This is a genomic window from Natronocella acetinitrilica, from assembly GCF_024170285.1.
GTDB classification, from domain to species: Bacteria; Pseudomonadota; Gammaproteobacteria; order Nitrococcales; family Aquisalimonadaceae; genus Natronocella; species Natronocella acetinitrilica.
This window is the reverse complement of the sequence record NZ_JALJXV010000003.1, coordinates 143387-166516: the sequence shown is the minus strand read 5'-3', so window position 1 is coordinate 166516 and position 23130 is coordinate 143387. Positions and strand designations below refer to the sequence as shown.

General features: G+C 65.7%; 26 protein-coding genes. 16 read left to right on the top strand and 10 right to left on the bottom strand.

Annotated features, from left to right (window positions below):
• Positions 1-81 precede the first annotated feature (81 nt).
• Together J2T57_RS06720 and J2T57_RS06715 are read left to right on the top strand one after the other, a co-directional pair.
• Positions 82-471: a hypothetical protein gene (locus J2T57_RS06720; RefSeq protein ID WP_253476128.1), complete on the top strand. Its 390-nt coding sequence runs from the start codon at positions 82-84 to the stop codon at positions 469-471.
• A gap of 94 nt (positions 472-565) precedes the next feature.
• Positions 566-964, top strand: a complete 399-nt coding sequence (locus J2T57_RS06715; RefSeq protein WP_253476126.1) for a hypothetical protein — start codon at positions 566-568, stop codon at positions 962-964.
• Positions 965-1083: 119 nt separating this feature from the next.
• On the opposite strand, the gene J2T57_RS06710 is transcribed toward J2T57_RS06715, so the two are convergent.
• A complete protein-coding gene (locus tag J2T57_RS06710; protein ID WP_253476124.1) occupies positions 1084-1443 on the bottom strand; it encodes a hypothetical protein in 360 nt (119 codons plus the stop codon).
• An 83-nt stretch (positions 1444-1526) separates the two neighbouring features.
• Entirely contained in the window at positions 1527-2309 is a 783-nt protein-coding gene (locus J2T57_RS06705) for a hypothetical protein (protein WP_253476122.1), read from the bottom strand.
• A gap of 98 nt (positions 2310-2407) precedes the next feature.
• On the opposite strand from J2T57_RS06705, the gene sbcB reads away from it, so the two are divergent.
• On the top strand, positions 2408-4150 hold the full coding sequence (sbcB, locus tag J2T57_RS06700; protein ID WP_253476121.1) for an exodeoxyribonuclease I: 1743 nt from the start codon (positions 2408-2410) through the stop codon (positions 4148-4150).
• 94 nt (positions 4151-4244) lie between these two features.
• Complete coding sequence (locus J2T57_RS06695; RefSeq protein WP_253476120.1) at positions 4245-4481, top strand: hypothetical protein; 237 nt, start codon at positions 4245-4247, stop codon at positions 4479-4481.
• A 103-nt stretch (positions 4482-4584) separates the two neighbouring features.
• Here J2T57_RS06695 and J2T57_RS06690 read toward each other — a convergent pair whose 3' ends face one another.
• Positions 4585-6066: a hypothetical protein gene (locus J2T57_RS06690; RefSeq protein WP_253476119.1), complete on the bottom strand. Its 1482-nt coding sequence runs from the start codon at positions 6064-6066 to the stop codon at positions 4585-4587.
• A gap of 206 nt (positions 6067-6272) precedes the next feature.
• On the opposite strand from J2T57_RS06690, the gene J2T57_RS06685 reads away from it, so the two are divergent.
• Positions 6273-6569: a hypothetical protein gene (locus J2T57_RS06685; protein ID WP_253476118.1), complete on the top strand. Its 297-nt coding sequence runs from the start codon at positions 6273-6275 to the stop codon at positions 6567-6569.
• A gap of 36 nt (positions 6570-6605) precedes the next feature.
• Here the strand turns inward: J2T57_RS06685 and J2T57_RS06680 are convergent, their stop codons facing one another.
• Genes J2T57_RS06680 through J2T57_RS06660 form a run of 5 tightly spaced genes read right to left on the bottom strand, consistent with a single transcriptional unit; the run spans position 6606 to position 11692 of the window.
• The gene (locus J2T57_RS06680) at positions 6606-9134 is read right to left on the bottom strand and encodes a DotA/TraY family protein (RefSeq protein WP_253476117.1); all 2529 of its coding nucleotides are present in this window, start codon (positions 9132-9134) and stop codon (positions 6606-6608) included.
• A 24-nt stretch (positions 9135-9158) separates the two neighbouring features.
• Positions 9159-9689, bottom strand: coding sequence for a hypothetical protein (locus J2T57_RS06675; RefSeq protein WP_253476116.1), 531 nt, complete (start codon positions 9687-9689; stop codon positions 9159-9161).
• 10 nt (positions 9690-9699) lie between these two features.
• On the bottom strand, positions 9700-10341 hold the full coding sequence (locus tag J2T57_RS06670) for a hypothetical protein (protein ID WP_253476115.1): 642 nt from the start codon (positions 10339-10341) through the stop codon (positions 9700-9702).
• A 3-nt stretch (positions 10342-10344) separates the two neighbouring features.
• Positions 10345-11406 (bottom strand): hypothetical protein, encoded by a 1062-nt coding sequence (locus J2T57_RS06665; RefSeq protein ID WP_253476113.1) that lies wholly within the window; start codon positions 11404-11406, stop codon positions 10345-10347.
• Positions 11407-11431: 25 nt separating this feature from the next.
• Entirely contained in the window at positions 11432-11692 is a 261-nt protein-coding gene (locus J2T57_RS06660) for a hypothetical protein (protein WP_253476111.1), read from the bottom strand.
• A 100-nt stretch (positions 11693-11792) separates the two neighbouring features.
• Between J2T57_RS06660 and J2T57_RS06655 the strand changes: the two genes are divergently transcribed.
• The 8 genes from J2T57_RS06655 to J2T57_RS06620 all read left to right on the top strand — a co-directional run bounded on the left by J2T57_RS06655 (position 11793) and on the right by J2T57_RS06620 (position 18211).
• The gene (locus J2T57_RS06655; protein WP_253476108.1) at positions 11793-12296 is read left to right on the top strand and encodes a hypothetical protein; all 504 of its coding nucleotides are present in this window, start codon (positions 11793-11795) and stop codon (positions 12294-12296) included.
• The gene (locus tag J2T57_RS06650) at positions 12286-12810 is read left to right on the top strand and encodes a hypothetical protein (protein ID WP_253476106.1); all 525 of its coding nucleotides are present in this window, start codon (positions 12286-12288) and stop codon (positions 12808-12810) included. The genes J2T57_RS06655 and J2T57_RS06650 overlap by 11 nt, the downstream gene beginning before the upstream one ends.
• A gap of 9 nt (positions 12811-12819) precedes the next feature.
• Positions 12820-14388, top strand: a complete 1569-nt coding sequence (locus J2T57_RS06645) for a hypothetical protein (protein WP_253476103.1) — start codon at positions 12820-12822, stop codon at positions 14386-14388.
• A gap of 62 nt (positions 14389-14450) precedes the next feature.
• Positions 14451-15503: a hypothetical protein gene (locus tag J2T57_RS06640; RefSeq protein WP_253476100.1), complete on the top strand. Its 1053-nt coding sequence runs from the start codon at positions 14451-14453 to the stop codon at positions 15501-15503.
• Between the two features lie 174 nt (positions 15504-15677).
• Positions 15678-16919, top strand: coding sequence for a helix-turn-helix domain-containing protein (locus J2T57_RS06635; RefSeq protein ID WP_253476097.1), 1242 nt, complete (start codon positions 15678-15680; stop codon positions 16917-16919).
• Positions 16920-17041: 122 nt separating this feature from the next.
• On the top strand, positions 17042-17323 hold the full coding sequence (locus J2T57_RS06630) for a hypothetical protein (RefSeq protein WP_253476094.1): 282 nt from the start codon (positions 17042-17044) through the stop codon (positions 17321-17323).
• 95 nt (positions 17324-17418) lie between these two features.
• A complete protein-coding gene (locus J2T57_RS06625; protein WP_253476091.1) occupies positions 17419-17745 on the top strand; it encodes a hypothetical protein in 327 nt (108 codons plus the stop codon).
• Positions 17735-18211, top strand: coding sequence for a Panacea domain-containing protein (locus J2T57_RS06620; protein WP_253476088.1), 477 nt, complete (start codon positions 17735-17737; stop codon positions 18209-18211). The genes J2T57_RS06625 and J2T57_RS06620 overlap by 11 nt, the downstream gene beginning before the upstream one ends.
• Positions 18212-18275: 64 nt before the next feature.
• On the opposite strand, the gene clpX is transcribed toward J2T57_RS06620, so the two are convergent.
• Positions 18276-19499 (bottom strand): ATP-dependent Clp protease ATP-binding subunit ClpX, encoded by a 1224-nt coding sequence (gene clpX / locus J2T57_RS06615; protein WP_253476086.1) that lies wholly within the window; start codon positions 19497-19499, stop codon positions 18276-18278.
• Positions 19500-19587: 88 nt separating this feature from the next.
• Positions 19588-20061: a hypothetical protein gene (locus J2T57_RS06610; protein ID WP_253476083.1), complete on the bottom strand. Its 474-nt coding sequence runs from the start codon at positions 20059-20061 to the stop codon at positions 19588-19590.
• A 79-nt stretch (positions 20062-20140) separates the two neighbouring features.
• On the opposite strand from J2T57_RS06610, the gene J2T57_RS06605 reads away from it, so the two are divergent.
• Genes J2T57_RS06605 through J2T57_RS06595 form a run of 3 tightly spaced genes read left to right on the top strand, consistent with a single transcriptional unit; the run spans position 20141 to position 23111 of the window.
• Positions 20141-20773 (top strand): hypothetical protein, encoded by a 633-nt coding sequence (locus tag J2T57_RS06605; RefSeq protein WP_253476080.1) that lies wholly within the window; start codon positions 20141-20143, stop codon positions 20771-20773.
• A gap of 9 nt (positions 20774-20782) precedes the next feature.
• On the top strand, positions 20783-22000 hold the full coding sequence (locus J2T57_RS06600; RefSeq protein WP_253476077.1) for a hypothetical protein: 1218 nt from the start codon (positions 20783-20785) through the stop codon (positions 21998-22000).
• The gene (locus J2T57_RS06595) at positions 21975-23111 is read left to right on the top strand and encodes a hypothetical protein (RefSeq protein WP_253476074.1); all 1137 of its coding nucleotides are present in this window, start codon (positions 21975-21977) and stop codon (positions 23109-23111) included. Before J2T57_RS06600 ends, J2T57_RS06595 begins: the two co-directional genes overlap by 26 nt.
• Positions 23112-23130: the final 19 nt, after the last annotated feature.

Below are 23130 nucleotides of genomic sequence, written 5' to 3'. Positions count from 1 at the left end.
GAGACTGCTTGCAGAGACAGAGTCTTTATTTTATATTTGTTTAAATATAGAGACCCGATTGGCCAATGGAGGGCCGAGATCATGAAGATCATCCAAACGCTTCTCGCAACGGCATTGCTGGCGCTCGCCCCCCAGGGTGCGGCCTTGGGCGGTTCGCTTGACCCGACAGCGCCGGATCTCGCCGCGACACTGCTCGCCGAGACGCCGGTGCTCGCCTGGAATTTCAACCAGCTCGAGGCCAATCGTCCCGGTGCACGGAACAACGCCGCCATGGGCCCGAACGGATCGCTCGCCCCGAACTACAACGGTGCCACCGCACGGCGTGACAGCACCACAAGCACCGGCTCCCACACGGCCTGGTCCTGTGGTGTGTCCTGCCAGTCGGCCCCACCGCCACCACCACCGCCGAGCTGCGAGTGGAACGAGACCGGAACCTGGCCAAACTGCCAGTCTAACATTGGCGGCATCTAGGGCCGATCGACGTTCCGACAGTGGATCACGTCGGGACACCTCGCACCGCCTGAAACGCTTGCTCAAGCAGGCATAGCTTGGGAGACAACGAATCATGAAGATCATCCGAACGCTTCTCGCAACGGCATTGCTCGCGCTTGCCCCCCAGGGGGCGGCACTTGGCGGCGCGCTCGACCCGGCAGCGCCGGATCTCGCGGCGACACTGCTTGCCGAGACGCCGGTGCTCGCCTGGAATTTCAACCAGCTCGAGTCGAACCGGCCCGGTGCGCGGAACAACGCCGCCATGGGCCCGAACGGATCGCTCGCCCCGAACTACAACGGCGCCACCGCACGGCGTGACAGCACCACCAGCACCGGCTCCCATACGGCCTGGTCCTGTGGTGTGTCCTGCGAATCGGCGCCTCCGCCACCGCCGCCCCCGAGCTGCACGTGGCCGGAGGAAGGGACCTGGCCACATTGCTACTGGAGTGGCGGCGGCGCCGGCGCCTTTTAAGTACTGGCGTACAAGGGTGGCGCATGAGACGGGCCATCGGAGACACCCAGCCCCCTGTCGCCAAACCGCACAAAGGCCCTTCAGGGCCTTTGTGCACTCTTGAAACGCAGCGTGAGAGATCAGGCAGCCTCTCGCTTGTCGCCCTCTTCCTCCGCTACGTCCCCGGTCATCTCGTCAGCAAGCGCCGCGGCGAGCCGGGCCGCCCGACGTCGCTCACCCTCGGCCTGCCAGTTGTCGTACTCGGCTTCGGCGAGCAGAATGCGCTCAAGCGCCATCTGCGGCGCCAGGTCGGCGAGCTCCTCGCCCAGCAGCTCGCGGGCGATCTGGCGGCAGACGTTGTAGGCCTGCTCCAGGGTGATGGTTGCGTCCACGCTCTCGACCGCGGCCTGAAGACCCTTGTTCTCAAGCATGCATTCGGCGAGGCGGTCGGTGTCGTGTCCGGAAAGTCCGAGACGTCCTGTCAGTCGTGCAAGTTGCATGGCAACACTCCTTGTTCTTGTTGTTATGCTGGCACAATAGCACCGCATATTTATTTTCGCAAATATATTTTAAGCCCGCGGCATCAGAGCCGCGGGGCCATGGCGAAGCGCGGCTTCGCATCGAGCGTGTTCTCCTGGACGGGCTCATCGCCCTTCTCGAAATCCGCCCCGAGCTCGGCGCGCGCCTTCTTCGGATTGCCAAGCGCCTGGTCGAGCGCTGCCTGCAGCGCCTTCGCCATCTCCGGCAGCGTCCCCATGAGCGCCCAGAGCATGAGGTAGGTCTCGACCTTGGTCCCCTGTCCGGAGTCATCAATCGGGGATGTCAGGCGCTTCGCCGTCGGCGGGGTAATGCCGAGGATCTCCGCAAGCTGGCTGTGGTTGATCGGGTCGCGGCGGGCATACTCAAGATAGAGCTCGGCGCCAAGCGCGAGCTGGAGGAGTGCCGATGCCACCGCGGAGTCGCGGTCTTTCTCCTGCTCGCTCGCGGCCATCTGCACGATCATCTCATGGACACGCTCCGGCCTCTGGCCCGCCTGCTCGATCGCCGCCTGGACCTTCGGCGTCTTTGACCAGGCGTGCAGGCGCCGATAGTAGCCCTTCATCGCCGGCTCAAGCATGCCCGCGCGATGCCAGGCCGCAAGCCAGCTCTTGATGGCAACCCCACTCGCCCCGGGGCGGCTTGCATCGAGGATCCGGCCAACGGTTGGGTGGCGCACCCCGATCAACTCGGCGAGTCGCGTGTCGCTTGTCTTTTGCACCTGCTGCTTCATCGTTCGCAGCTGGGTGCTGAAGTCCGTCAGCGCCTCCGCTGCCTGCTGCTTGAGTCGGTCGCGAAGCGCGACAACGGACACGCGATTGGTGGTCATGGGCCATCCTCCTCTTATATTATTATTGTAAATATATTTTCAGCAATACGCAAATCTGCTATGATGAGAAAAAGACAGACGACCAGTCAGGTGCCCGCATGAGCAGACCATCGATCTTCAATCGTTACGTGAGCCTCGACCTTGAGACCGACTCGACCGACCAGCGCTTCGGTCAGCCGCTCCAGTTCGCCGGCATCGCCTATGACCCCAACTTCAGGGAGCTCGAGCGCCTGGAGATCTTCTCGCGACAGCGCCTGGACGTGGTCGGCCACCCCAAGGCAAACCTGGTCCATGGCATAAGCCCCCTCTGGCTTGCCGAGAACGGGGTTGGCGAGATGGCGCTCTTCCGGGCCGCTAAGCGCTTTCTGATGAAGGCTGAGCGCACGCTGCTCATGACCTACAACGGGGAGGGGTTCGACATCCCCATGATCCGCCATGGGCTCTTCCGCAACCTCACCGACCCGTACGAGCATGAGTACAAGAATGGCAACCGGCGCTTTGACCTCTATCCGTTCATGATGATGGTCCGGGCCCTGCGCCCGGAGCTCCTGAACTGGCCGGCGCCCGATCCCGAGACCGGTGCCGTTCGCCTGCGCCTTGCCGACATTGCCGCGGTCAACGGGATTGATGCGGAGAAGGCCCATGATGCGATCGCCGATGTCGCCATGGTGGCCGAGATTGGCGCCCGCGTTCGCGCCGGCAACCCGCGTCTGTGGAGCTATGCCACCGAGGTGCTGACCGACAAGAACCTCGCGAAATCGACGCTGGCCGAGCGAAAGCCCGTGATGCACTTCTCCTCGATCTATGGCGCAGCCAGGAACTGTGCCTCGGTGGTGCTGCCGATCATGAACGACCCGCGCACCGACAATCGCATCATCTGCGTCGACCTGACCCAGGACCCGAGCGATATGCTCACCCTCGACCACGAGCAGATCCGCCATTACCTCTATACCCCGAAGACGGAGCTGCCCGAGGGCAGCCCGCGGATTCCACTGGTGACCATCGCCGCCAACGCCTCGCCCATGTTCGTGCCGACCGACGGCATGCTGACCCAGGAGGTCATCGATCGCCTCGGCCTCGACATGGACGCGATCAACCGCCACGCAGAGATCCTTGGCGGTGCCGGCAACGACTTCAAGCGCCGCGCCTCCCAGGCCATGACCTCGAGCTTCCCCCCGGCGCGCCACGCAATTGGCTCGCTCTTCGATGGCTTCATGAGCCGTGGCGACAGCGCCGCACTGCACCAGCAGGTGCAGAAGAACGCAGATCACAACCCCCAGTCGCTTCGCCTGCACACCGCCGATGTCTTCAGCATTGCCGACAAGTGCGCGGACAAGGCCCGGGTGGCCGAGCTCCTCATCCACGCCAAGTACAGCCTCTTCTTCGACACCTACCACAAGCCCGAGGTGTTCGCGGAGACGCTCGATCGGCTACTGAACGCCGATGGCGAGGGCGGCGCAGGCCGCTTCTCCCCCAATGAGCTCCTCGCCTACACGCGCTATCTCGATGAGCGCGTCCATGGTGAGCAGAGCGGTGCTGCCATCAACGCCGAGGGGTTTGCCGAGGCGCTGAAGGAGGTCCGCATGGAGCCGCTCACCGACCGGGAGCTGAAGCTCCTCGATGCGGTGGAGGAGGACATGCGCCGGCGCCTGACCGCCGTTGACGTCCTGAAGGAGCTCTGTGAGGCGCTCACGCCCGAGGCCCTCGAAGAGCGCCAGCGCCGGCCGGAGATCGACCGCGTGCTTGCTTCGATCGCCGAGCGCCGTGGCGAGTCCTACGACCCCGAGTCGAAGGCCAAGCGCTGGGCGCGCCAGGGCGTTGATGCCCTGGAGCTTGGTTGAGCGAACGGCAGGCCGGCACCCGCCGGCCTGCCCGCATTGACGTCATCCACTATTCTGACTATAATATCCATTAAATTAACGTGGAGGGTTGCCAGTGTCAGGCGAACGTACAGTGAAGGTGGAATTCGAGCTCGATCAGGAGACCGCGCACAAGATGCGCCTTCTCGGCGGCGTGGGTGACTACAACGACGCAGCCCGGGGCATCGTTCTCTGGGCCATTCGCCGGGAGGAGCGTGCGCGTGGGGAGATCACCACCGAGCGCGGCCTCGGCGAGGAGACTCCCCAGGGCAAGGACAGCGGCGAGGAGCTTCGCTTCGACGACGAGCAATAGCGCAGGCGAGCGCCGCGCATGGCAAGCCGCCTGCACCGCTGGACATGAAAAACCCCTGCGCCGGGAGACCGGGCAGGGGTTTTTAGCGTCCGGCACGATCCGGTCAGCCGTTGCCGTAGCTGTAGCCGACCTGGTTCTGGTTGGCGGCGCGGCGGGCGAAATCAAGCCCCGCCTTGGCACTGCCAGCGCTGATGGTCACCGCCCGCGGTGCGGCCTCGGCCCCATCCAGGTGGTGGCCAATCGGCCGCCCAAGGCCGCTCGTCAGGCGCCGCGCGGTGCCAGCCGAGAGCATGCCACTCGCGTCGAGCTCGCGCACGGTGGCGACGAAGGCCTTGCTCGCGCTTCGCGCCCGGGCGAAGGACTGCTCGGCGCCGTGGCGATCGATCTCTGCGCGCACACCGATCATGGTGTTTCGCTCGATGAGATCCTCAAGGCTCGCGCTGGCCGGCACCACGCCCTCGAAACCGCCGGCGGCAATGTCCGCCCGGTTGGCGGCGTTGAGGTGATCTGGCTGGTAGCCATTGCGGGCGCTGTCGATCTCAACACGCAGCTCGCCATCGCCCTTGATGGTGGCGATGTAGCCCGGCCCGCTGGTGCTGGTCGCACCAAGCAGCGGGGCGAGCATGGCGGCCGCCTGCGCATTGATCGCCTCGGCGCGGCTACCAAGCCTCGCCTGAACGTCGATTGCGCGCTCCCAGGCCATGTTGGCCTGGCGGGCATTGCCGGCAGGCGCCATCCGGCGCACCTGCTCTGCGCTCAGCACGACCGCGCCGGCGTACATGTGCGAGCGGCGCACGCGGAAGCCCTCGGCGGTCTGCTGGGGCTTGATGAGCGGCGCCCCTGCACGATCGCGCACCAGGTAGAGCGCGCCTGACTGCGCATCCTCGACCAGGCTCGCCTCGCCCCGGGTCATGCCAGCGGCGTGCATGGCCTTGATGCTCGCATACTGGATGGCGAGCGCGTCGCGCCCGTTTGCATCGCTTGCCGAGGACACCTCGACCGCCACCAGGCGCGCCTCGCCATCAGCACCCCGGGTTTGGCGGAGGATCGGCTCGCCGCCGCCCTGCTCGAGCGCACGGCGCAGGACGCCGAGATCATCACCGCCGCCGAGCACCTGGCCGCGCTCGACGCTCACCGCCTCATTGAGGCTCGCCTCGAGGCGCTTGGCGCTCGCACCCACCCGGAAGCTCGAGAGCTCGGGGTTGCGGAGCACCGCGCGCATCAGATCGCCGACGTCCATGCGCTCGACGGCCATGCCCGCGCGATCACCAAGCGTTGCCTGCGCGGCGCCTGAGAGCCCAAGGAGCTCGGCGACGCGCTGCGCCGAGGCATCAGCACCCTCAAGCGTCATCACGCCACCGCGCGGTGCCTGCTCCCGCAGACTCACGCCGAGCAGATCGATGCCGGCCCCCTTTAGCTGCACCCGGGTCACGGGCTCCCCGCCCTGCTCAAGGGGGCCATTCACCAGGCGCGCAAGCTCGATGAAGCGGCCGTGCTGGTCGACGTGGCCGACACAGGCCTGGGCCGGGCGCGCGACGCTCTTCTCGAGCTCGGCGACTGCGGCGTTGAGATCTTCGTATGCCATGGTTGCTCTCCTATCCATCACTTTCCTTATTTTACCACTTATTTAATTTCTCGTGCCGTTTGCCGCTGATCCTGGCGCTCGCGGCGCAGAGCGGCCCGGTGCGCCGAGTGCTCAGTTTGTGAACTGCATCACAGTCTGGCTATTTTTTGTTATTGACAAATTAAATATTGGTCGTTATAATGGAGAAAGCTGAGGAGACCATACCGATGATTCTGACAATTCTATTCTACGCGTTGCTGTTCCTGCTGAACAACAGCGTTCACAAGCTTGCGACACCGCTGGAGACCTGGTTCGCGGCCTACGATCTGAGCGACCAGCTTCGGGCCTGGGGCTTTGGCATGGCGGACGGCGTGAATGACATCCTGATCTTTGTGTTCTTCACGCACCTCTTCCTGAACGCGATCAATGTCCGTCCGGTGCGCGCGCTGATCCTGCTCTTCTCGACGCGCTCTTTCCGGGAGCGCTACCGGGAGCAGGAGCGGATCGACCGCGGCGAAGGCTAAAAGAGGGGCCAGTGACCTGGCCCCTCTTTATTGTCACTAGCGCCGACCGCCTCCGAGCCGGTTCGCCAGGTTGTCCGCAAGGCGGTCGAATCGGCGGTCTTCGCGCTCCTCACGCGCCTGATCCTGCCGCTTGGCGGCCGCCTGCTGAGCCTGACTCTCTGCGCGCTTCTGATCCGAGGACACCTTGCCCGCGGCGCGCTCTGCCGCGCCCTTGTGAATCGATCCTGCGGCAGTCTTCATGGTCCCCTCCTGATCGAGCCCCGCCGCCCCGTTGTCCCCGCCGAAGGCGCCACCGACACCGGAACTGAACCAGGTGAGGATGGTGTCGGGCAGGGTCGCCATCACCTCGATGCACTTCTTCAGGATCATGACCGCCATTGCCGGGTAGAGGATCAGGATGGCGAGCACCTCCCAGATGCCGGTCGTCGTGTTGAGATCGACCACGGTCCACCAGATGCTGTTCATGATGGCAAAGCCCACGTAGCTGATCGTCATCGCGGCGACCAGTCCCACCACCATGAGCGGCGGGCGCGCTACCATTGCCGCCATGAGTGCCCAGGCGCGCTCCATGCGCGTGCCGCTAATACCCTCACCCTCCGGGGTCACCATCTGGGCAACCGCAAGCGGTGCCGCGACGAACCCCTCGATGACGGTGATGAGGTACTTCACCAGCATGACGATCCAGATGGTTGCCGGCATGAACGGGATGACAAAGGCGAGTGTGAAACCTGCGCCGAACATGAGGACGATCATCCCGGTGATGAGCGGGGCGATGGCCCGATAGGCGCCCTCAAGCCCGCCGGCACCGAAGAAACTTGCCGCCACGTTGCCGGACGCCCCAAAGGCCCCCGCGGCGATCCCGATGTTGGCGAGCGTCACCGTGGTCGTCACTGTCTGAATACCATGTCCGAGGCTTGTCACAACCTGGAACGGATTGGTGATCCCGGTATCCGAGGTCATGCTGCTGGAGAGCCCGAACTCCGTCACTGCGGGGTTCTTGATGGTGCCAAGCCCCGTGAGTGCGTCGAGGAGGGCTCGGGCGATGCTCCCGGAGAGGTTCGACCAGATCCCCCGCGCCGTGCAGTCACCCTCGCACCCAAGGACTGCCATGACGTCAGTATGGGTGGGCGAGGAGCCCATGCGCTCGATCTTGGCCTGCTCCACCAGCTTTGAGACGGCCGAGACGTCCTTTACGATTGCCTCACAGCCTGCCGATGAGTTACGGCTGAACCAGGAGCGCTGCCCCTGGCAATTGCCGATGTTGCCGACGTACTTTGCACTGCTTTTGACACCCTCGACGCTGGAAGAGGCCAGGTTCTGAAAGCGGTCGAGCTGCAGGAACCAGGCGCCGGCCATCGGCCAGCCACCCTGCTTCAGGCTGTCCCGATAGCCATCGACGTAGCTGGTGTCAGACTGGATCACCTCCATGGCCCGGGCAATGATCGCGTTGCTGGTGTTGCGGTCGAAGTCGCGGATGTCGGCTGCAATCTGCCGCACGCGTGGGGATGCGCCGTTGTACTCGACGTTGTCTGCGAGCACGCCCTCCCCACCACCAAGGCCAGGTCGACCAGCATACTCATCATCCTGTGCCGTCACGATAGCGCCCGCGATCTGCGCGAGCCCCTCCAGGCGCTCAACAACCACGATACCCCCGGCAACAGCAGCGTTGCCGCGCGCCCGCAGGATCACCGGGCTGAACGCGACGCTATTGAAGAGATTGCGTGACTGCTCGCTCTGCCCGATGGCGCCCTGCTCGCTGCTGCCGTCAGTGACGACGCCGGCATAATCATGGAGATTGATCGAGCCACAGCGACCCTGGTCGCCGAAGGCGATCGAGGTAATGGTGCCATCAGCGGGCAGCTGAAGCCCGCCGTTCTCCCGAATACCCCCCTGAATATCACGTCGGACCCGGTTGTTGTCACCGGTGCGAGCGACGTAAAAGCCCCAGCGCGCATCCCGCCCCTGGTCCTGCTGGACCTGGTACCAACTCTCCGCACAGACCAGCAGCTGGAGCTTGGTCTCCGTGAAGTCCATGTCCCCGGTATCGACAACGCCCGAAATCTGGGCGCCCGAGAGCAGTCCATCGACCGTTCCGTTCCAGGCGATGGTGGCCAGGCGATTGCCCACATCCACCAGCCCGAGAATCATGTGCTGGGCGGTGGAAAGCCCCCCTTCACCGGTCGGCATCAGAAGCCCGATACCAACGGAGATCCGGATCGGCAGCCAGACAGACGACCAGTTCTTACCGAGCACCGCCCCCTCATGGGCGGTGCGCACCACGCCGCCAATCATCACGTAGAGCAGGATGACCACGGCGAGGACCAGCCCGACCACGTTGGCAATGCCAGCCACCTGTGCGAGCAGCGTGCGCTGCTCGCTGGTGCCGAAGATCTGCTCCATGTAGACGGTAAAGAGGTTGTCGGCATCCACACCGGAGATGCGATCAATCCAGGTCGCCGCGTCAGAGCTCACGAAGTTGAAGGTGTCATCGGCCTGCGCATGGGCAACCGAGTAGGTGGCCACCAGCCCCACGCTGAGCAGAAGCAGAAAGACGATGCGGCGCATCACTGGTGTCCTCTTATTATTATTCTATTTTTTAATTCTATCATGGCTGATCGCGGGCGTCTCGCGCCCGATGCGCGCAGACGCGCCTGCGCCCCCGGGCGGCAACGCCTGGCCCTGGCCGATGATTGCCGCCTTGCCGCGGGCCCCGAGCGCAAGTGGCAGGAGCTCGCGGGGGTCCGCCATCAGGGCATCGAGCCAACGCGCTGCGTCGGCCCGCAGGGCATGGCCCCGCGGAATCGAGAAGGCGAGGCGGTTGACCCAGAGCATGCGCGAGAGGGTGACAAAGACGAGCAGCGCGACCGCCGTGAAGAGTACGCCGATCGCCAGCGCCACGATGTTCTCGGCCCCGATGATGCGCAGCACCCCGTAAGCGCTCGCCGCCATTACCACCATGCAGGTCATGCGCATGTTGCGATAGCGAAGGCGGAATTCATCCTCGCCCATCTCGTCGATGCTCTCGGTCTCGCCGAGATCAAGCGGCCGGATCGACTCCTCCCGCACCCAGGCGGAGAAGTCGGTGCCCGGCGTGAATGATTGCTTGAGCCATTTCAGCATGTCTTTTCCCCTATCCGATGCAGATCCCGCTGAACCCGATGATGTTCGCCAGGATGCAGCTGAAGACGTTGATGTTCATCGCGAGAATCCCACCGATGATGTGGGTGAGCGGCTTCGCGATGGTGCCCTCCTGCTGCTGCTGGCTCGCGCCGATATTCTTCAGCAGGTAGATGCCCTTCACGAAGTTGTAGAGCCCGACCACGAAGATAAAGCCGAGGATGACCGCGATGGTGTGCTCCGGCAGGTACTCGGAGAAGATGCTGTTCGAGGACGAGTCGATGCGAAGCGCGTCAGCGCTGAGCGCGAGCGCGTGACGCGAGTCGGAGCCCGAGAAACCCGGGTCAATGGTGCTTCGCATGACTATGTCGTAGGTCGCGCCGAGTGTCAGCAGCAGCGTTGCCGCGATACAGGACATCACCGCCCGTGAGAGCGGGAAGGAGTTCGGGTTCTCCCCCCAGCGCTTGAAGCCGTAGATGCCGATGCCAAAGAGCACGAAGCCGACCAGGTAGCCAACAATGACGATCAGCTGTGCGATCGCGGCAAACTGCGTCGCCACGAAACCAACGCCGTCGTTTGCCTGGGCGAGCGGCGCGAGCCCGAGGAGCCCTACCGCGACAAGCAGCCGCCAGGCCGCAAAGGAGTGCCTGGGCATGGCCTATTGCTCCAGCAGCGGCTGAATCATCAGCGAGAGCATGCCGGCATTGAGCGCCTCAAGGCGCAGCGACTGCCGGTAGGACTCCACCGCCATGAAGGTCTGGAAGGCCTGCATCGAGGCGGTGAGGCGAATCACCTCCTCGGGGTAGGTCCGGGCGCGGTTGCCAAGCTCCGCCTTGTCGGGGTGGGCGTTGGCGATGCGCTTCAGGAAATCCTCGGCCTCCTCGGTGCCCCAGCGCTGGGCGGAGAACTCCCACATGTTCTGGAACTCCGAGGGCATGTCATCGATGCTAAGCCGCGCCGCGCGAATCTCGCTCAGCGAGGTCGTCACCAGGCTGCGCAGGGCCTCGCGGCGCAGGTCGTTGATGCGCTGCTCGTTGGCCGCAACGCCGGCACCGAGGCTTGGCGATGTCTTCCTCTCGGGGAGCCCGCCGGTGATGATGTCGATCTGCCGGAAGGTCGCCTCGGCGGAGCCGTCGCGATCGGAGATATTGAGCCCATCGCCGCTGCCGCCAAGCAGCATCGAGGCGTCGGCGCAGCGATCGAAGCCAAGCTCATCACAGGCGCCGACCAGCTCGGCTGCCGCCTCGCGCCGCGAGCGCTCGAACTCGCCCGCGCTCTGCGAGAAGTTGGTGTGCTTCTCGACGATGCGCTGCTGGTCGTCGTCCTTGCGCTCGACCGCCGCACAGACCGCGTCCTCCATGCTGACCACGATGGAGACGTTGTCGCAGACGTCATAGGCGGGAATCGAGCGGGTGATCGCCCGGGTGTTGTGCAGGTCGGTGGCCCGCTGGTTGATCCGGATGATGGTGTTCGCCGTGGCGTTGTTCTGGTTCTGGATCGTGAGATCGCTGAGCGCCGTGTTGAGCGACATCGACTCCATCAGGACCATCTTCTCCTGCGCCCAGAAATTCATCGACTGCATGTTGCCGACGATGTTCTCGGCGAGGTTCGCGTAGTCGATGTTCATGAACTGCGCCTTCGCCGGCGCACTCACGCCAAGCGAGAGGGCCAGGGCGAGCGCTGCGGCGGCACCTGTCAGACGGGTATTCATGGCCTGCATGGGTCTGCTCCTGTCTTTTCCCCGGCTACAGGCCGGGTGTCATTGTCTTGTCGGTGGATGGCGCGCGGCGGGCGCGAGCCGAGTAGTCGGTGACCGCAGGCATCAGCTCCGCCGGGCGAAAGCCAAGCCGGCAGAGCCGCTTGACCACCGCCTCCTGGCTCTCCTTCAGCCGGCGCACCAGCGACTTGCCCTGGACGGCTGCCGGCGAGCTGCCGGCCACCAGGCTGTCGAAGTACACCAGGTTGTCGATGTGCGGCGAGGTGCCCCGAAACTGTAGCCGAGACATTGCAGCGCTCCCTGTTTGTGATATATTTTAATGGATATTAAATAACGAAACCCCGGTCGGCGTCAATCGACACGGCACAAAAACAAGAAGAGAGCGCGTGATGGCACAGCAGCCCCCGCAGGGTCAGTTCTTCTCCCCCGAGACGCAGAACGCGTTCTGGGCGAGCTTTCACCCGGATATCCGGGCCTTCCTTGAGCATCATGAGCAGGGGGAGGGCTGGACCTACGGCTTTGATGAGCTCCCGGATCTCTTCACGACACTCGCCGGCGCGCTGCCCCGGGTGGTGGAGGTCCCGTTGACCGCGCGGGCCGAGCGCGTGCTCCACGAGCTGATCCCGCTGCTTGCCGCCATGCCGCTTCGCCAGTGCCTCTCCGGGATTGCCTGGCTTGATGCGCGGGCCGATGAGTACGAGGGTGGCTGGGGTGTGGTCTGCTACCTGCACGCGACTCACATTGCGAGCACCGCCGACCCGGATGACGGCGTGCTGCCACATGCGCGCATCCTGGCAGAGCGCATCGACATGATGCTGCGCTGCCGGATCTCCGCCGATCTCTTCAGTCACATCTACCGCCTTAACAAGGGAGACATTGACCATGCCGCGTAACGCTCTTGCCGCAGTGGCGCTTGGCGCCGCACTTGCCCTGCCGCTCATCCCGGCTCCCGACGCGCTCGGCACCTTCCCGGGCGCCTCGCTCCTTGGCTCCGCCAGCGCCGAGGCGGGAATCTGTGCGCGCAACGTGCGCCAGCACCAGCCGCAGGTCCCGCGCCACTGCCAGAACATCGACATGCAGGTGCGCACCGAGGGCAATGCCGAGATCTCACAGAACCCGGATGTCCCGAACACCTGTGATCTGGGCCTCTCCATGCCCGGCCTGCCGGCCTTCGGGGCGAGCATCGGCAGCGGCTTTGACTCCTGCGCGATCCTCCAGGCGGTCACCGGACCGATGGTGCGCCAGGTCAACGCGCAGATGCAGGACACCGTCAACCAGGCGACCCAGCAGATCCAGAGCGGGGCCAACACCGGCCTGGATGCGGCCACCGGCGGTAATGTCGAGATGGACTCAAGTGGCAACGTCCGCGTGAGCCCGGATGACATCCTGCTCGACAACATCCAGTAGCGGCCACGCATGACGGCCGCGGCGCTGCCTGCGCTTGGCGAACGCCCGCTGATCCTGATCGAGGCGAGCGCCAAGCGCGAGTCCCTGCGTGGGGCACTGCTTGCGCTCGGGCTACCCCATGTCCGGGTGTTCTCGACCCGTGGGCGGCTCTTCGACTTTGCGCCTGCGCAAGGGTCGGGCCCCGGCCGCCTGGCGCCCGTCGACCCGGTGCTGGTGCGCCGCCTTCGCGGTGCGCTGTCGGACTGCACGGGGCTTGCCATTGCCACCGACCCCGACCCCGAGGGTGAGCTGATCGGCGCCCATGCAGCGGCCCTGCTTGGCGACTCCCCCCGCACGGTCGTACGCATCCACCTCGGCTCGCTCGACCCCGCAGGTGTGCTCCGCGCGCTCGATGCGCCGGGGCTGCCGGATGCGGACCGCGGCGACCAGGCGCGTTCGAGGCGGCTCTTCGACCGCCTGGTGGGCCATGCCTTCGCCAGACCTGCCAGCGCCGGCGCCCATGCCTATGGGGCACTTGGGCGGGTGCAGACGCCCTTTGCGGCCTCCATCAGCCAGGCGCCGCTCGCCACCACCGAGGTGCGCCTTGCCGTCTCCGAGGGGGCGGCCGACTATCTGATCGAGGCCGATCTCGATGCCCGCTGCCCGTACGCGCCAAGCGAGGTGGCCTACCAGCTCTCGCAGCAGTTCACGCAGGCCACACTTGCCAGCATCGCCTGGTCGACACCGGAGGAGACCCGGCCCGGGCAGTCACTCTTCGCGCTGATCGAGCGCGCCTGGGAGCATGGCTCGCCCTCTCCCGGCGAGACGGCCGCCGCCCTCCAGTCCGCCTATGAGCGCGGCTGCTCGTCCTACCCGCGGACGGCAGAGTCGGCACTCGGGCCGCACTCGCTTGGCGTCCTGGCGCGCTTTGCCGAGGAAAACGGCATCGTCTGGGCGTCCACGCGCGGGGCGGGCAGCCCGGCTGTGCATGAGGGCATTCACCCGCGGGATGCGCGCTATCTCGACGAGCGCGGCCGCGATCGCGCCAGCGACGCAGTCATCGATTCGCTTGTCAGCCACACCCGCGCGTATGCGACTGCCCTGCCGGGTGTGGCGTCGCCACTCGACCCCGGAGAGGCAATGGGCCACTGGGCCGTGCCGGCCGGCGTCGAGATCCGGCTGCTCCGGGCCGAGCGCCACTACTTCCTGAACCGAAGCGCTCTCTCCGAGCGCCTTCCCGCTGGCGAGCGCCTGGTCTGCCGAAGTCTCCCCGCCGAGCAGGCCGCCTTTCGCCGCCTCGCCGCGCTCGGGCTTTGCACCCCGGCGTCGATCCGCCATGCCGTCGCAACGGTTGTCAGGCAGTACGTGGCCGCCGATGGCAGCGCCAGTGGGCGCGCGCTCGCCGCCTGCCATCTCGCCGCCGACCATGCCCCGGCGCTTCTTGATCCGCGCACCGCGCACGCCATCCGCGAGGCCTTCAGTCGGGGAGCGGGTGCCGAGGAAAAGCTTCGCGGCGCACTCGAGGCAGCCGGCCTTGATCCGCGCAAGCTCCTCGGTGGCGGGACGAGCCTCGCGCCAGGCGCAGCACCAGCCGCCTGAGTGTTCCGCGGTTGCCAGCGCTTCATTTATTTTTTACTATATAAAAAACGAGGATTCGCCCCATGATCATCACCAAGCGCATGCAACGAACGGCCCTTGCCGTGGCACTGCTCATCTCAGCGGCCTCGGCCGCCGTGATCGTCTTCTACGATCCGCCGCCGCCGCCGGCAGTGGAGTCGGCGGTGGCGATGACCACCAATCCCTATGGCCACCGCACGCCGCTGGTCGAGGCGCGGGCGCTGAGAAGTGGTGCGATCCCTCCGCTCTCCCAGGCGCTTGCCAATGACAGCAAGGGCGAGCTCAGCCAGTACGTCCGGGCCTATCTCTACTATGCGAACAACATGCTGCTCACCCAGTCGCCGGTCACCGAGGCGCGGGAGATCGGCTTTGTCATCGACACCGCCCCCGGGCGGCAGTGGCGCATCGACTGGGATGATGCCTACCCGCTTGGCATCGCCTACCGGGGTGGTGCGATCTTTGACGCCGAGAAGCTCCAGCAGATGGCCTACGGGATCCTCCTTGAGTGGACCGGCCAGGACGAGTGGCAGTCGGCGGTGATCCGCTTCAATGGCCGCATCGACAACCCCGGACTCGATTTCAACCGCGCGCTCTACCATATCCACCAGGAGCTCCTCTCGCAGATCTATGTCCCCGGCATCCAGCAGAGCTCCGGGTTCAGGCCCCTGCCCTCGCTCTTCGAGGCCGATCGCATGATCGAGCGCGCGAGCCGCGAGGACACCTGGAGTGCGATCAGTCGCCAGTACCGCGAGAACAATATCGCACTGCTTGGCTATCTCCAGGGCATCCGCGGTGCGCGGGCGCAGTCCTTCAGTCAGGACGCCTACGTGGTGGTGAGCTACTTCCTTGGACCCGAGGCGATTCTCTTCGATCGCCTGCGAAACCACATCGGCGCCGATGTCGAGGGCTCGCAGAGCGAGGAGCAGCGCCGAGAGCAGCGCGAGCGCCGCGCCCAGGCCGAGCGAGAGCAGGCGCAGCGTGAGCGCGAGGCGGCCGAGATGGAGCGTCGCCGGGCCGATCGCGAGCGCGAGCGAAGGGGCCCGCCGGCGGCCACAGAAGGCCACCAGCGCTTCCTCCCGGAGTCCTTGCGCCAGTAGCAAAAAGACAGTACTCCAAACCCGGCAGAGCGCTCTGCCGGGTTCTTTTTCGCAACCCCTGCCCGATTTTTTTGTCTCGCCACTGACAATCTCTAATTTTCGCCTATACTTTTTCCATCGAGTTCTTCATACTCACTCGCGTTCCACTTGGGACGACAAACTGGAGGCAGAAAGATGCGAAACGCCGGCGACAAGGCCACGGGCCACACGGCATTGGTGCTCCATCTGTTGAGCCGCGAAGGCGTGCCCATGAGCAATCGGGAGATTGCCGAAAAGACAGGCATGCCGGCCTCCCAGGTCGGCAAGATTCTCTACACGCAGCGAAACCGCATGCCACCGACGGTCGAGCGTCAGATGATCCCCGACGAGTCCGGGACACCGCGAGACGCGCACGCCTATATCGGCGTTGAATCGCTGCCGACGCTGCCGGAAGAGTTTCAGGCCATCCTGGATAACGGCAAACCCCTCGAGAAGCCGCCGACTCCCGCCAAGGCGCCAGCAAAGAAAGCGAGCGGTGGCGCCAAAAAGACATCCAGGGCGACAAAGGCCCCGGCCAAGCCGAAGGCGCCTGCCAAGCGCGCGGCGCCTGCCAAGGCACAGAAGACGGAACAGCCAGTCGCCTCGGCGAACGAGATAGCGGCCCTTGCCGACAAGGTACTGCCGCTCCTTGCCACGCCGAGGGAGCTCGAGGAGCTTCGCCGCGAGCTCGGGGTGGAGCGCTCCACGCTCGTTGACGCGATTGGCCTGCTGGCCAAGGCCGGTCAGGCCGAGGTGACCAAGGTGATGGGGGAGGAGGTCGTCACGGCACTGGTTGAGATCGAGGCCGACGATGCCGGCGGCGACAGCGAGCTTCGCCAGGCCGTGCTCGGAGCCTTCGGCCCGCGCCCGCTACCCATGACCTCGATCTTTCGCAAGGTAAAGGGCTATGGCCAGGAAGAGATCAGCGAGACGCTGCATGCCCTGGTCGAGGAGGGTCTGCTGGTGCTCGATGCGGCGAGCTCGCCTGCCACCTACACCCTTGCCGAAGGGGTGCAGGAGGAGACACCCCCGGCGGAGCCGGAGCCAGCCGTGGAAGCGCGCACCGAGCCAGCCGCCAAGCCAGCCGCCAAGCCAGCTGCCAAGCCCGCGACACAAGCCGCGGAGCGCAAGCCAGCGCGGACCCGGCGCAAGGCCCCTGCTGCCCCTTCGCCTGAGCCCCAGGTGGCGGTCGAGGCGGCCAGTGACGAGCTCGCGAGCACCCTGGCAAGTCTGCGCGAGAGCATTCCGTCTGCGCCACCGAGCCAGGCGATGGGTGCTGGCAAGAGCCTCGCCGAGATCGGTGCCTATATCGAGGCGCTTGAGGCGGAGAACGCAAGCTGGCGGCGGTTCGCAACCGAGGTCCTCGAGAGCCTCTCGAAGGCGATGGAGAAGCGCTAGACAAAGGCGGTGGCGTTGCGCAGAGAGGGCCCTTCCGGGCCCTCTTTTTTTTGCCTTTTATATTGACATTTATTAATTAGATCATTATAATGATCGACGCTCCCACCAAAAGAGGTTCTCTCATGCAAGTCACTACCTCGACCCTGAAGTTCGTCATTCCCGCATTCGCCGGCGTCGCCACGTTCTTCGCGCTGGTGCAGTTGCCACTGGCGCAGTGGCTGATCGAGCAGCGCGCCATTCTCTTTCTTGGCGTCGTCGCTCTGCTCATTCCACTGATCGACGGGATCGTCCATGCGCTGCAATCGCATGGCGTCCCGGCGCTGCGCAAGGCAAACCGGCCGCGGCTTGCCGCGACCCTGGCGCTGTTGACCGCAAATCCCAATCTGCTCGGCCGGCGCCGCTAGGCGATACCCTGCCGCGACACGAGGCCCGCCACATGGCGGGCCTCTTTATTTTTGTGTTTTTAATTTGTACACTCAGGGCAAATGGAGGATTGCCCATGCGTGCTGCCGAAAGCTTTGTCTTTTCCTCGGAGCTCCCCTGCCGGGTTTCCGCCGAGGGCCTCGCCGTCAGATTCCGTGTCGACTATGACTGCCACCAGGTGACCTTCGCCTGCGTCATCGGGGATGTTGGCGGGCAGTGGCAGCGGGTGGTCTTCCAGGACCATCTGGACGTGGTCATCGCCGAGCTCGAGCGTGGTGTGGGGCTCACGATCGCGCTGCCTGGCTGTCGGCTGAAGCTCGATCCGACATCAACCGCTGCGCTTGCCGAGGCAGCGCAGCGTCTGCGCCACGACATCGAAACCTCCTCGCGGCGTGTGCACTGATCGGCCGGGGGCATGCGCCCCGGCAGCCGGCGCGCTCTGCCCGGCCACCGCGGCGCGCGCGGCATGCCGGCTCTCTGGCTGGACGCTCAGCAATCTTGCACTCCAGAGAACGCTCTATCTCGCCCAGATGCTGCATCTGGGCCGCCACGGCGTGGCGCTGATCAACGCCCCCTTCGAGGCCTGGGAGCGTGCCCCCGTTGTTGTTGCAGTCTACCGCCAGGCAAGTGCCTTCGGCGCGGCAGCGCTTTGCCATGTCTTCCCCGGGGCAGCCGAGGTCACGGATCCGCTGGCGCACGAGACGCTCAGGGTCACCGTCGCTGCGCTGAAGGCGCGCAGCGCTGTCGACCTGGTGGCCATCGCCCAGCCTCCCGGTGGCGCCTGGGCGCGGCGCCGCGGATGTCGTGGCAGCCCGCTCATCCCCCGCTCCGAGATCCTTGCCGAGTACCATCGGCGCACCGGCGCCTGACCATGCGAAAGGGCCGGTGGCAAAACGCCCCCGGCCCTTCCAGTTGCGACGCTCCGCTCAGGCGTCAGGCGGCAGCCTTGCGAGTCTCCCAGACCACCTCGCGCTCCCCGCGCACCAGTGCCGCGGTCACCCGACAGATGCCGTCTTGCTCCGGCGACTCGTAGAGAATCGGCTCAAGCACGCCCTCCAGCACGCTTCGCACGCCCCGCGCGCCGCTGCCACAGGCCATGGCCTTGTCGACAATCGCCTGCAGTGCGCAGGGCTCAAAGACGAGCTCATTGCCATCGGCCGCGATCAGCGCCTGGTACTGGCGCAGGATCGCATCCTTCGGCTCGGTCAGGGTTGCAATCATCTCCTCGGCGGTGAGCGCCTGGAGGGTGCTCACAACCGGCACACGGCCAAGGAACTCCGGCACCATGCCGTAGGCGGCCAGATCCTCGGTGGTCACCCGCCCAAGGGGCGCTGGCGCATCCGCGCTCACCACCTCCGCTGAGAAGCCGATCCGCCCGACCTTCTCGCCCCGGCGCTCGGCAACGAGCTTCTCCAGCCCCTCGAAGGCGCCGCCAAAGAGAAACAGGATGTTCCTGGTGTCGACCGACACCGTGTTGCCCTGCCCGGGGTTTTTCCGCGAGCCGCTGGTCGGCACCGAAACCACGGTCCCCTCGATGATCTTCAGGAGCGCCTGCTGCACGCCCTCGCCACTCACGTCACGGGTGATCGAGCGGTTCTCCGACTTGCGGGTGATCTTGTCGATCTCATCAATGTAGATAATGCCGCTCTGTGCCTTCTCGACGTCCCAGTCCGCGGCCTGGAGGAGCTTCTGCACCACCACCTCGACGTCCTCACCCACGTAGCCCGACTCCGTGAGCGAGGTCGCATCGGCCATGGCGAAGGGGACATCAAGGGCGCGGGCGAGCGTCTCGGCGAGCAGCGTCTTGCCGCAGCCGGTCGGCCCGACCAGCATCACGTTGCTCTTCTTCACGCGGATCGCATCAGATCCCTCATCGGTATTGATGCGAAGGCGCTTGTAGTGGTTGCACACGGCAACGGCGAGTGCGCGCTTGGCGCCCTCCTGGCCGATGACGTAGCCATCAAGGCTGGCATGGATCTCCCGTGGGGTCTGGAGGCGCTCTGCGCCATCGAAGCGATCCTGGCGCTCTGCATCGCGGACAATGCTCTCGCAGACATCGATGCATTCATTGCAGATCTTCGCCGTTGGCCCGGCAATCAGATGCCGAACCTCGGCCTTGGGCTTGCTGCAGAAGTTACAGAAATCGTTATCGGCCATGCGAACTCCTCCTCCCAGTTCACTGCATCATAGGGTGATTGACAATATTTGTCAATCAATAAAAAGACTGACGCGGACAGTCAGCCCCCTACTGCTCCCAGTCCAGTGCACTGAGCCGGCGAAGCGGCAGGCTGAATTCCCCGGACCTGGCGTGCTCGACCTGCAGCCCGGTGGGGCTGATCGGCACCAGGCGAAGTGCCTCGTAGCTCGCGAGCGCGCGGGTTCTTGCGCTGCGAAGGAAAAGCCTGAGTGCCAGCGGCTGCTCGCCGCGGCCATCGCCCGGGGAGAACACGAGAAAGAGCCCAGGGCGCTCAGGCAGCACGGCCGCCTCGCGCCAGCGGATATGGATGAAGTGCTCGTAGATCGCCTCCGGCACGCCGAGTGTTGCCTGCCTTGTGGCAAAATGCAGCCCGAACGCCCCGGAGAGGTAGGGGGAGAGCACGAAGGTGCGCCGCACCGTGCCCCGGAACAGCGCCTTGAAATTCTGCATCTCGTGGGAGAGTGCCAGCAGCATCGCTGCCTCCGGGACAACGGAGGTCGTGAAATCTGGGGCCGCGGTCATGGGTGTCCTCGCTTTTTAATTTTCCTGATATTATAATGGGCTCATCGGAAATAACCAGTGCCCGGGCAAGGAGCGGTTGATGAGTTCGGAACCAGAGGTGACACGGCGCAAGGTGCTCGATGCCATTGAGCTCTTCGAGCGCGTGATTGACGGCGACCCGCTGCTCGCATCCGCGGTGTTCTCCATCGAGGGTGAGTCGGTGCCGCTCTCGCTCATGATCGACCCGGCGGCCTGGCTCGGGCCACTGATGCTGCGATGTGACGAGCTCGCCACGGTCAGCCTTGGCGGGCGCATCTGGGACGCGGTGTACTGCTTTGATGATGACTCGATCGAGCGGCTGAGCGTGCGCGATGCAGCAGAGGTCGCGGACCTCAGCGATGTCGCGCGGGCAAGCTATGACAGAACGCCCCTCATTGCCGATGCGCATATCCCCGACGGGCTTCGCGAGCACTATGCAGCTCTCGCCATTGGCCGCACGCTCGCACTCTCGCAGCCCGCCCCGGGTCGTGCGCCGCAAGTGCGCATGCACCCGCTGCGCGGCTACTACGACGTGCCGGAGAGTCCCCCGAACGGACACATCCTGCCCTACCCCGGCCCCCTCAACGCCCGGCGCTCCGAGCTTAATGACTTCCTGCGCATGGCACGCCCTGCGGTGGCCGCCGCCCTGGAGCCGGCAGCCGCCCGCTCGCCGGCACCTGGCGGCAGGGAGTAGGGGCGCGTGATGCCAGCACGGGCGAAGTCACTCCCCGGGGGACAGGAGAAGGGCGAGGGGCTCGGCGAGCGCCGGGACTTCCTGCGCCGCATCTCGCTGTGGCTTCAATCCCTGCGGGAGATCGCGCCGCTGCTTCGGGCCTCCTCGGAGCTGCCATCGCCAAGCAACGAGACCCTGGTCGCCGGCTGCCGGGTCCATCAGATCGCCATCGCCACGGTCGCCGAGACCTTCGGACTGAAGCGCGATGATGCGACCCACGGCATGATGATCCACCGCCTTGCGCGCCTGCTCGCCGAGGTGCTCTCCGATCCGACGCTGCGCGAACACCTCGGCGGGCTCGATGATGAGGCCGTGCGCGGGTACTTTGGCGCGCTCGCCGCGCAGGTGCAGGCGAGCGGCGAGAATGGCGGGGCGGCAACACTGCGCCCGGTGCTCGAGGGGGAGGCCTCGGAGAGCTCCGATGATCTCCTGCTGCATCTGAAGCTTGCGCTACTCCCGCTCGCCCGGCGGATCCGCGCCGTATGCGATGACCTTGATCTTGGCGGCATCGCCGAGGAGTCGCTCTCGCGCAGCGCGGAGATTGCGGTCGAGCTGGCCCGGGATGTCGCCTACAACTGGAGCGAGCGCTCCAATATCCAGGATCGCCAGGCCCTCTTCCGCCTGGTGCTGCCCCACTGCGCCGAGATCATCTTTGATGCCTGGAGCGCGGAGCTTGTCTCGCGCCTGCACGCCGAGAGCCTGCCGGCGAGCTACGCGGAGGCGAGCGCCGAGCTGCTCGAGCTGGTGGGCGAGCTCCACATGGGCTATGACGACCACCCGGTGATGACCCTCGACTATCTGAAGGGGCGACTGCTTGCGAGCATCACCGGCCTCTGTGAGGCGCAGGGCTCCCGGGAGTTGCGCCCGTGGCAGAACCGCCGGGTGCGCATGGCCGCCGCCGTCCGCCTCCAGTCAATCGCCGCCCGCGCCTGGCAGCAGGAGGCCGAGGCGCTGATGGAGCGGCTGAACGCCATGGACGAGGCGACCTTCGAGGCCTGGTCACGGGATGCCGGCGCCGAGCCGATGGACTACCAGCTCTTCGAGGCCCGGTTTCTTGGCGAGGCACGCGGCGGGCGCACGCTCTTCACCCACCTTGCCCCTGACTGGGACCGTATCGCAGCGCAGGCCGGCAGCCAGCTTGCCACACTCTGGGGACTCTCCGATGCCTATTGCAAAATCCGCACGTAGTGCGCTCTGCGCACTCGCACTCGCCGGCGTGCTCGCCCTCGGCGCGCAGCCCCGTGCGCTCGAAGCAGCCGCCTTCCCGACGCTCGATCTCGCGAACCTTGCGATCAATGTCGCGCAGAACATGCTGAGCGCACAGATCTTCGCCGAGAAGCTGATGACCCAGGAGCAGTCGATGGCGTCGGCCTCCGATGACCGCGCGCGAGAGATCGAGCGCACCAACGAGGACACCACCAACCTCATCACCCGGATCAATCAGCGGATGACCGATCTGCACAACGAGGTGGCGCTCGCCGGCGCCTCGCCGAATCCCTACGCGTGTGAGGAGGTGAGCTACACCATCAGCACCGAGGAGGCCGCCTGCGCGGCCTGGGACTATGTCTCCGGGCGGAATCAGGAGGCGAGCGAGGAGAGCACGCTTGCCATCGAGGCGGCCGCCGCACGGGCGCTCGCCGCCGTGCGCGGGGAGACACCGCCGCAGGGGAGTGCCCCGGGGGCGTCGAGCCAGTACGTGCTCCACCCCAATCGCGAGCGCGAGGCGGCGATCCTCGCCCGCGCCGGACTGCCGCACCGCCCGGGCGTCTCCCGGGACGACCCGCAGTCGGCTGCGCTGGTCAACCCCGAGTCCTCCACGGATGCCGGGCTCATCATTGGCCACGCCGCCGAGACGCTGACCTTTGACGCCGACATGCAGCAGGCCGCCGAGGACTTCATCCGGCTTGCCACGCCGCCTGGCGAGAGCAGCCTCAGCACCAGCGCGCCCACCAACGAGATGATCGTCGGCGAGATGCGCAAGGTGCTCTTCAGGAATGCCGCCTACGCCACCATGCTTCGCCTGATTGGTGAGCGCGTGCCCGGCGAGGACGGGCTCAGCAGCTACGCCATGGTGGTGATCTCCGGCATGGCACTGACCTACCGCGACGACGCCGAGAAGTCGCTGATGGAGGTGCTCGCCGATGGCAAGCTCACCAACCCCGAGCAGGTCCAGCGCATCTACGCCCGGCTCCTCGCACAGCACGTCTGGCTCGCCGCCAGGCGCTACCGCGAGGGCCAGCAGCTCGAGTACCTCGCCGCCCTCCGCCTGGCCGCGATGATTGATCCGCCGCGCGAGTAGTACATGGCGAGATTCCTGA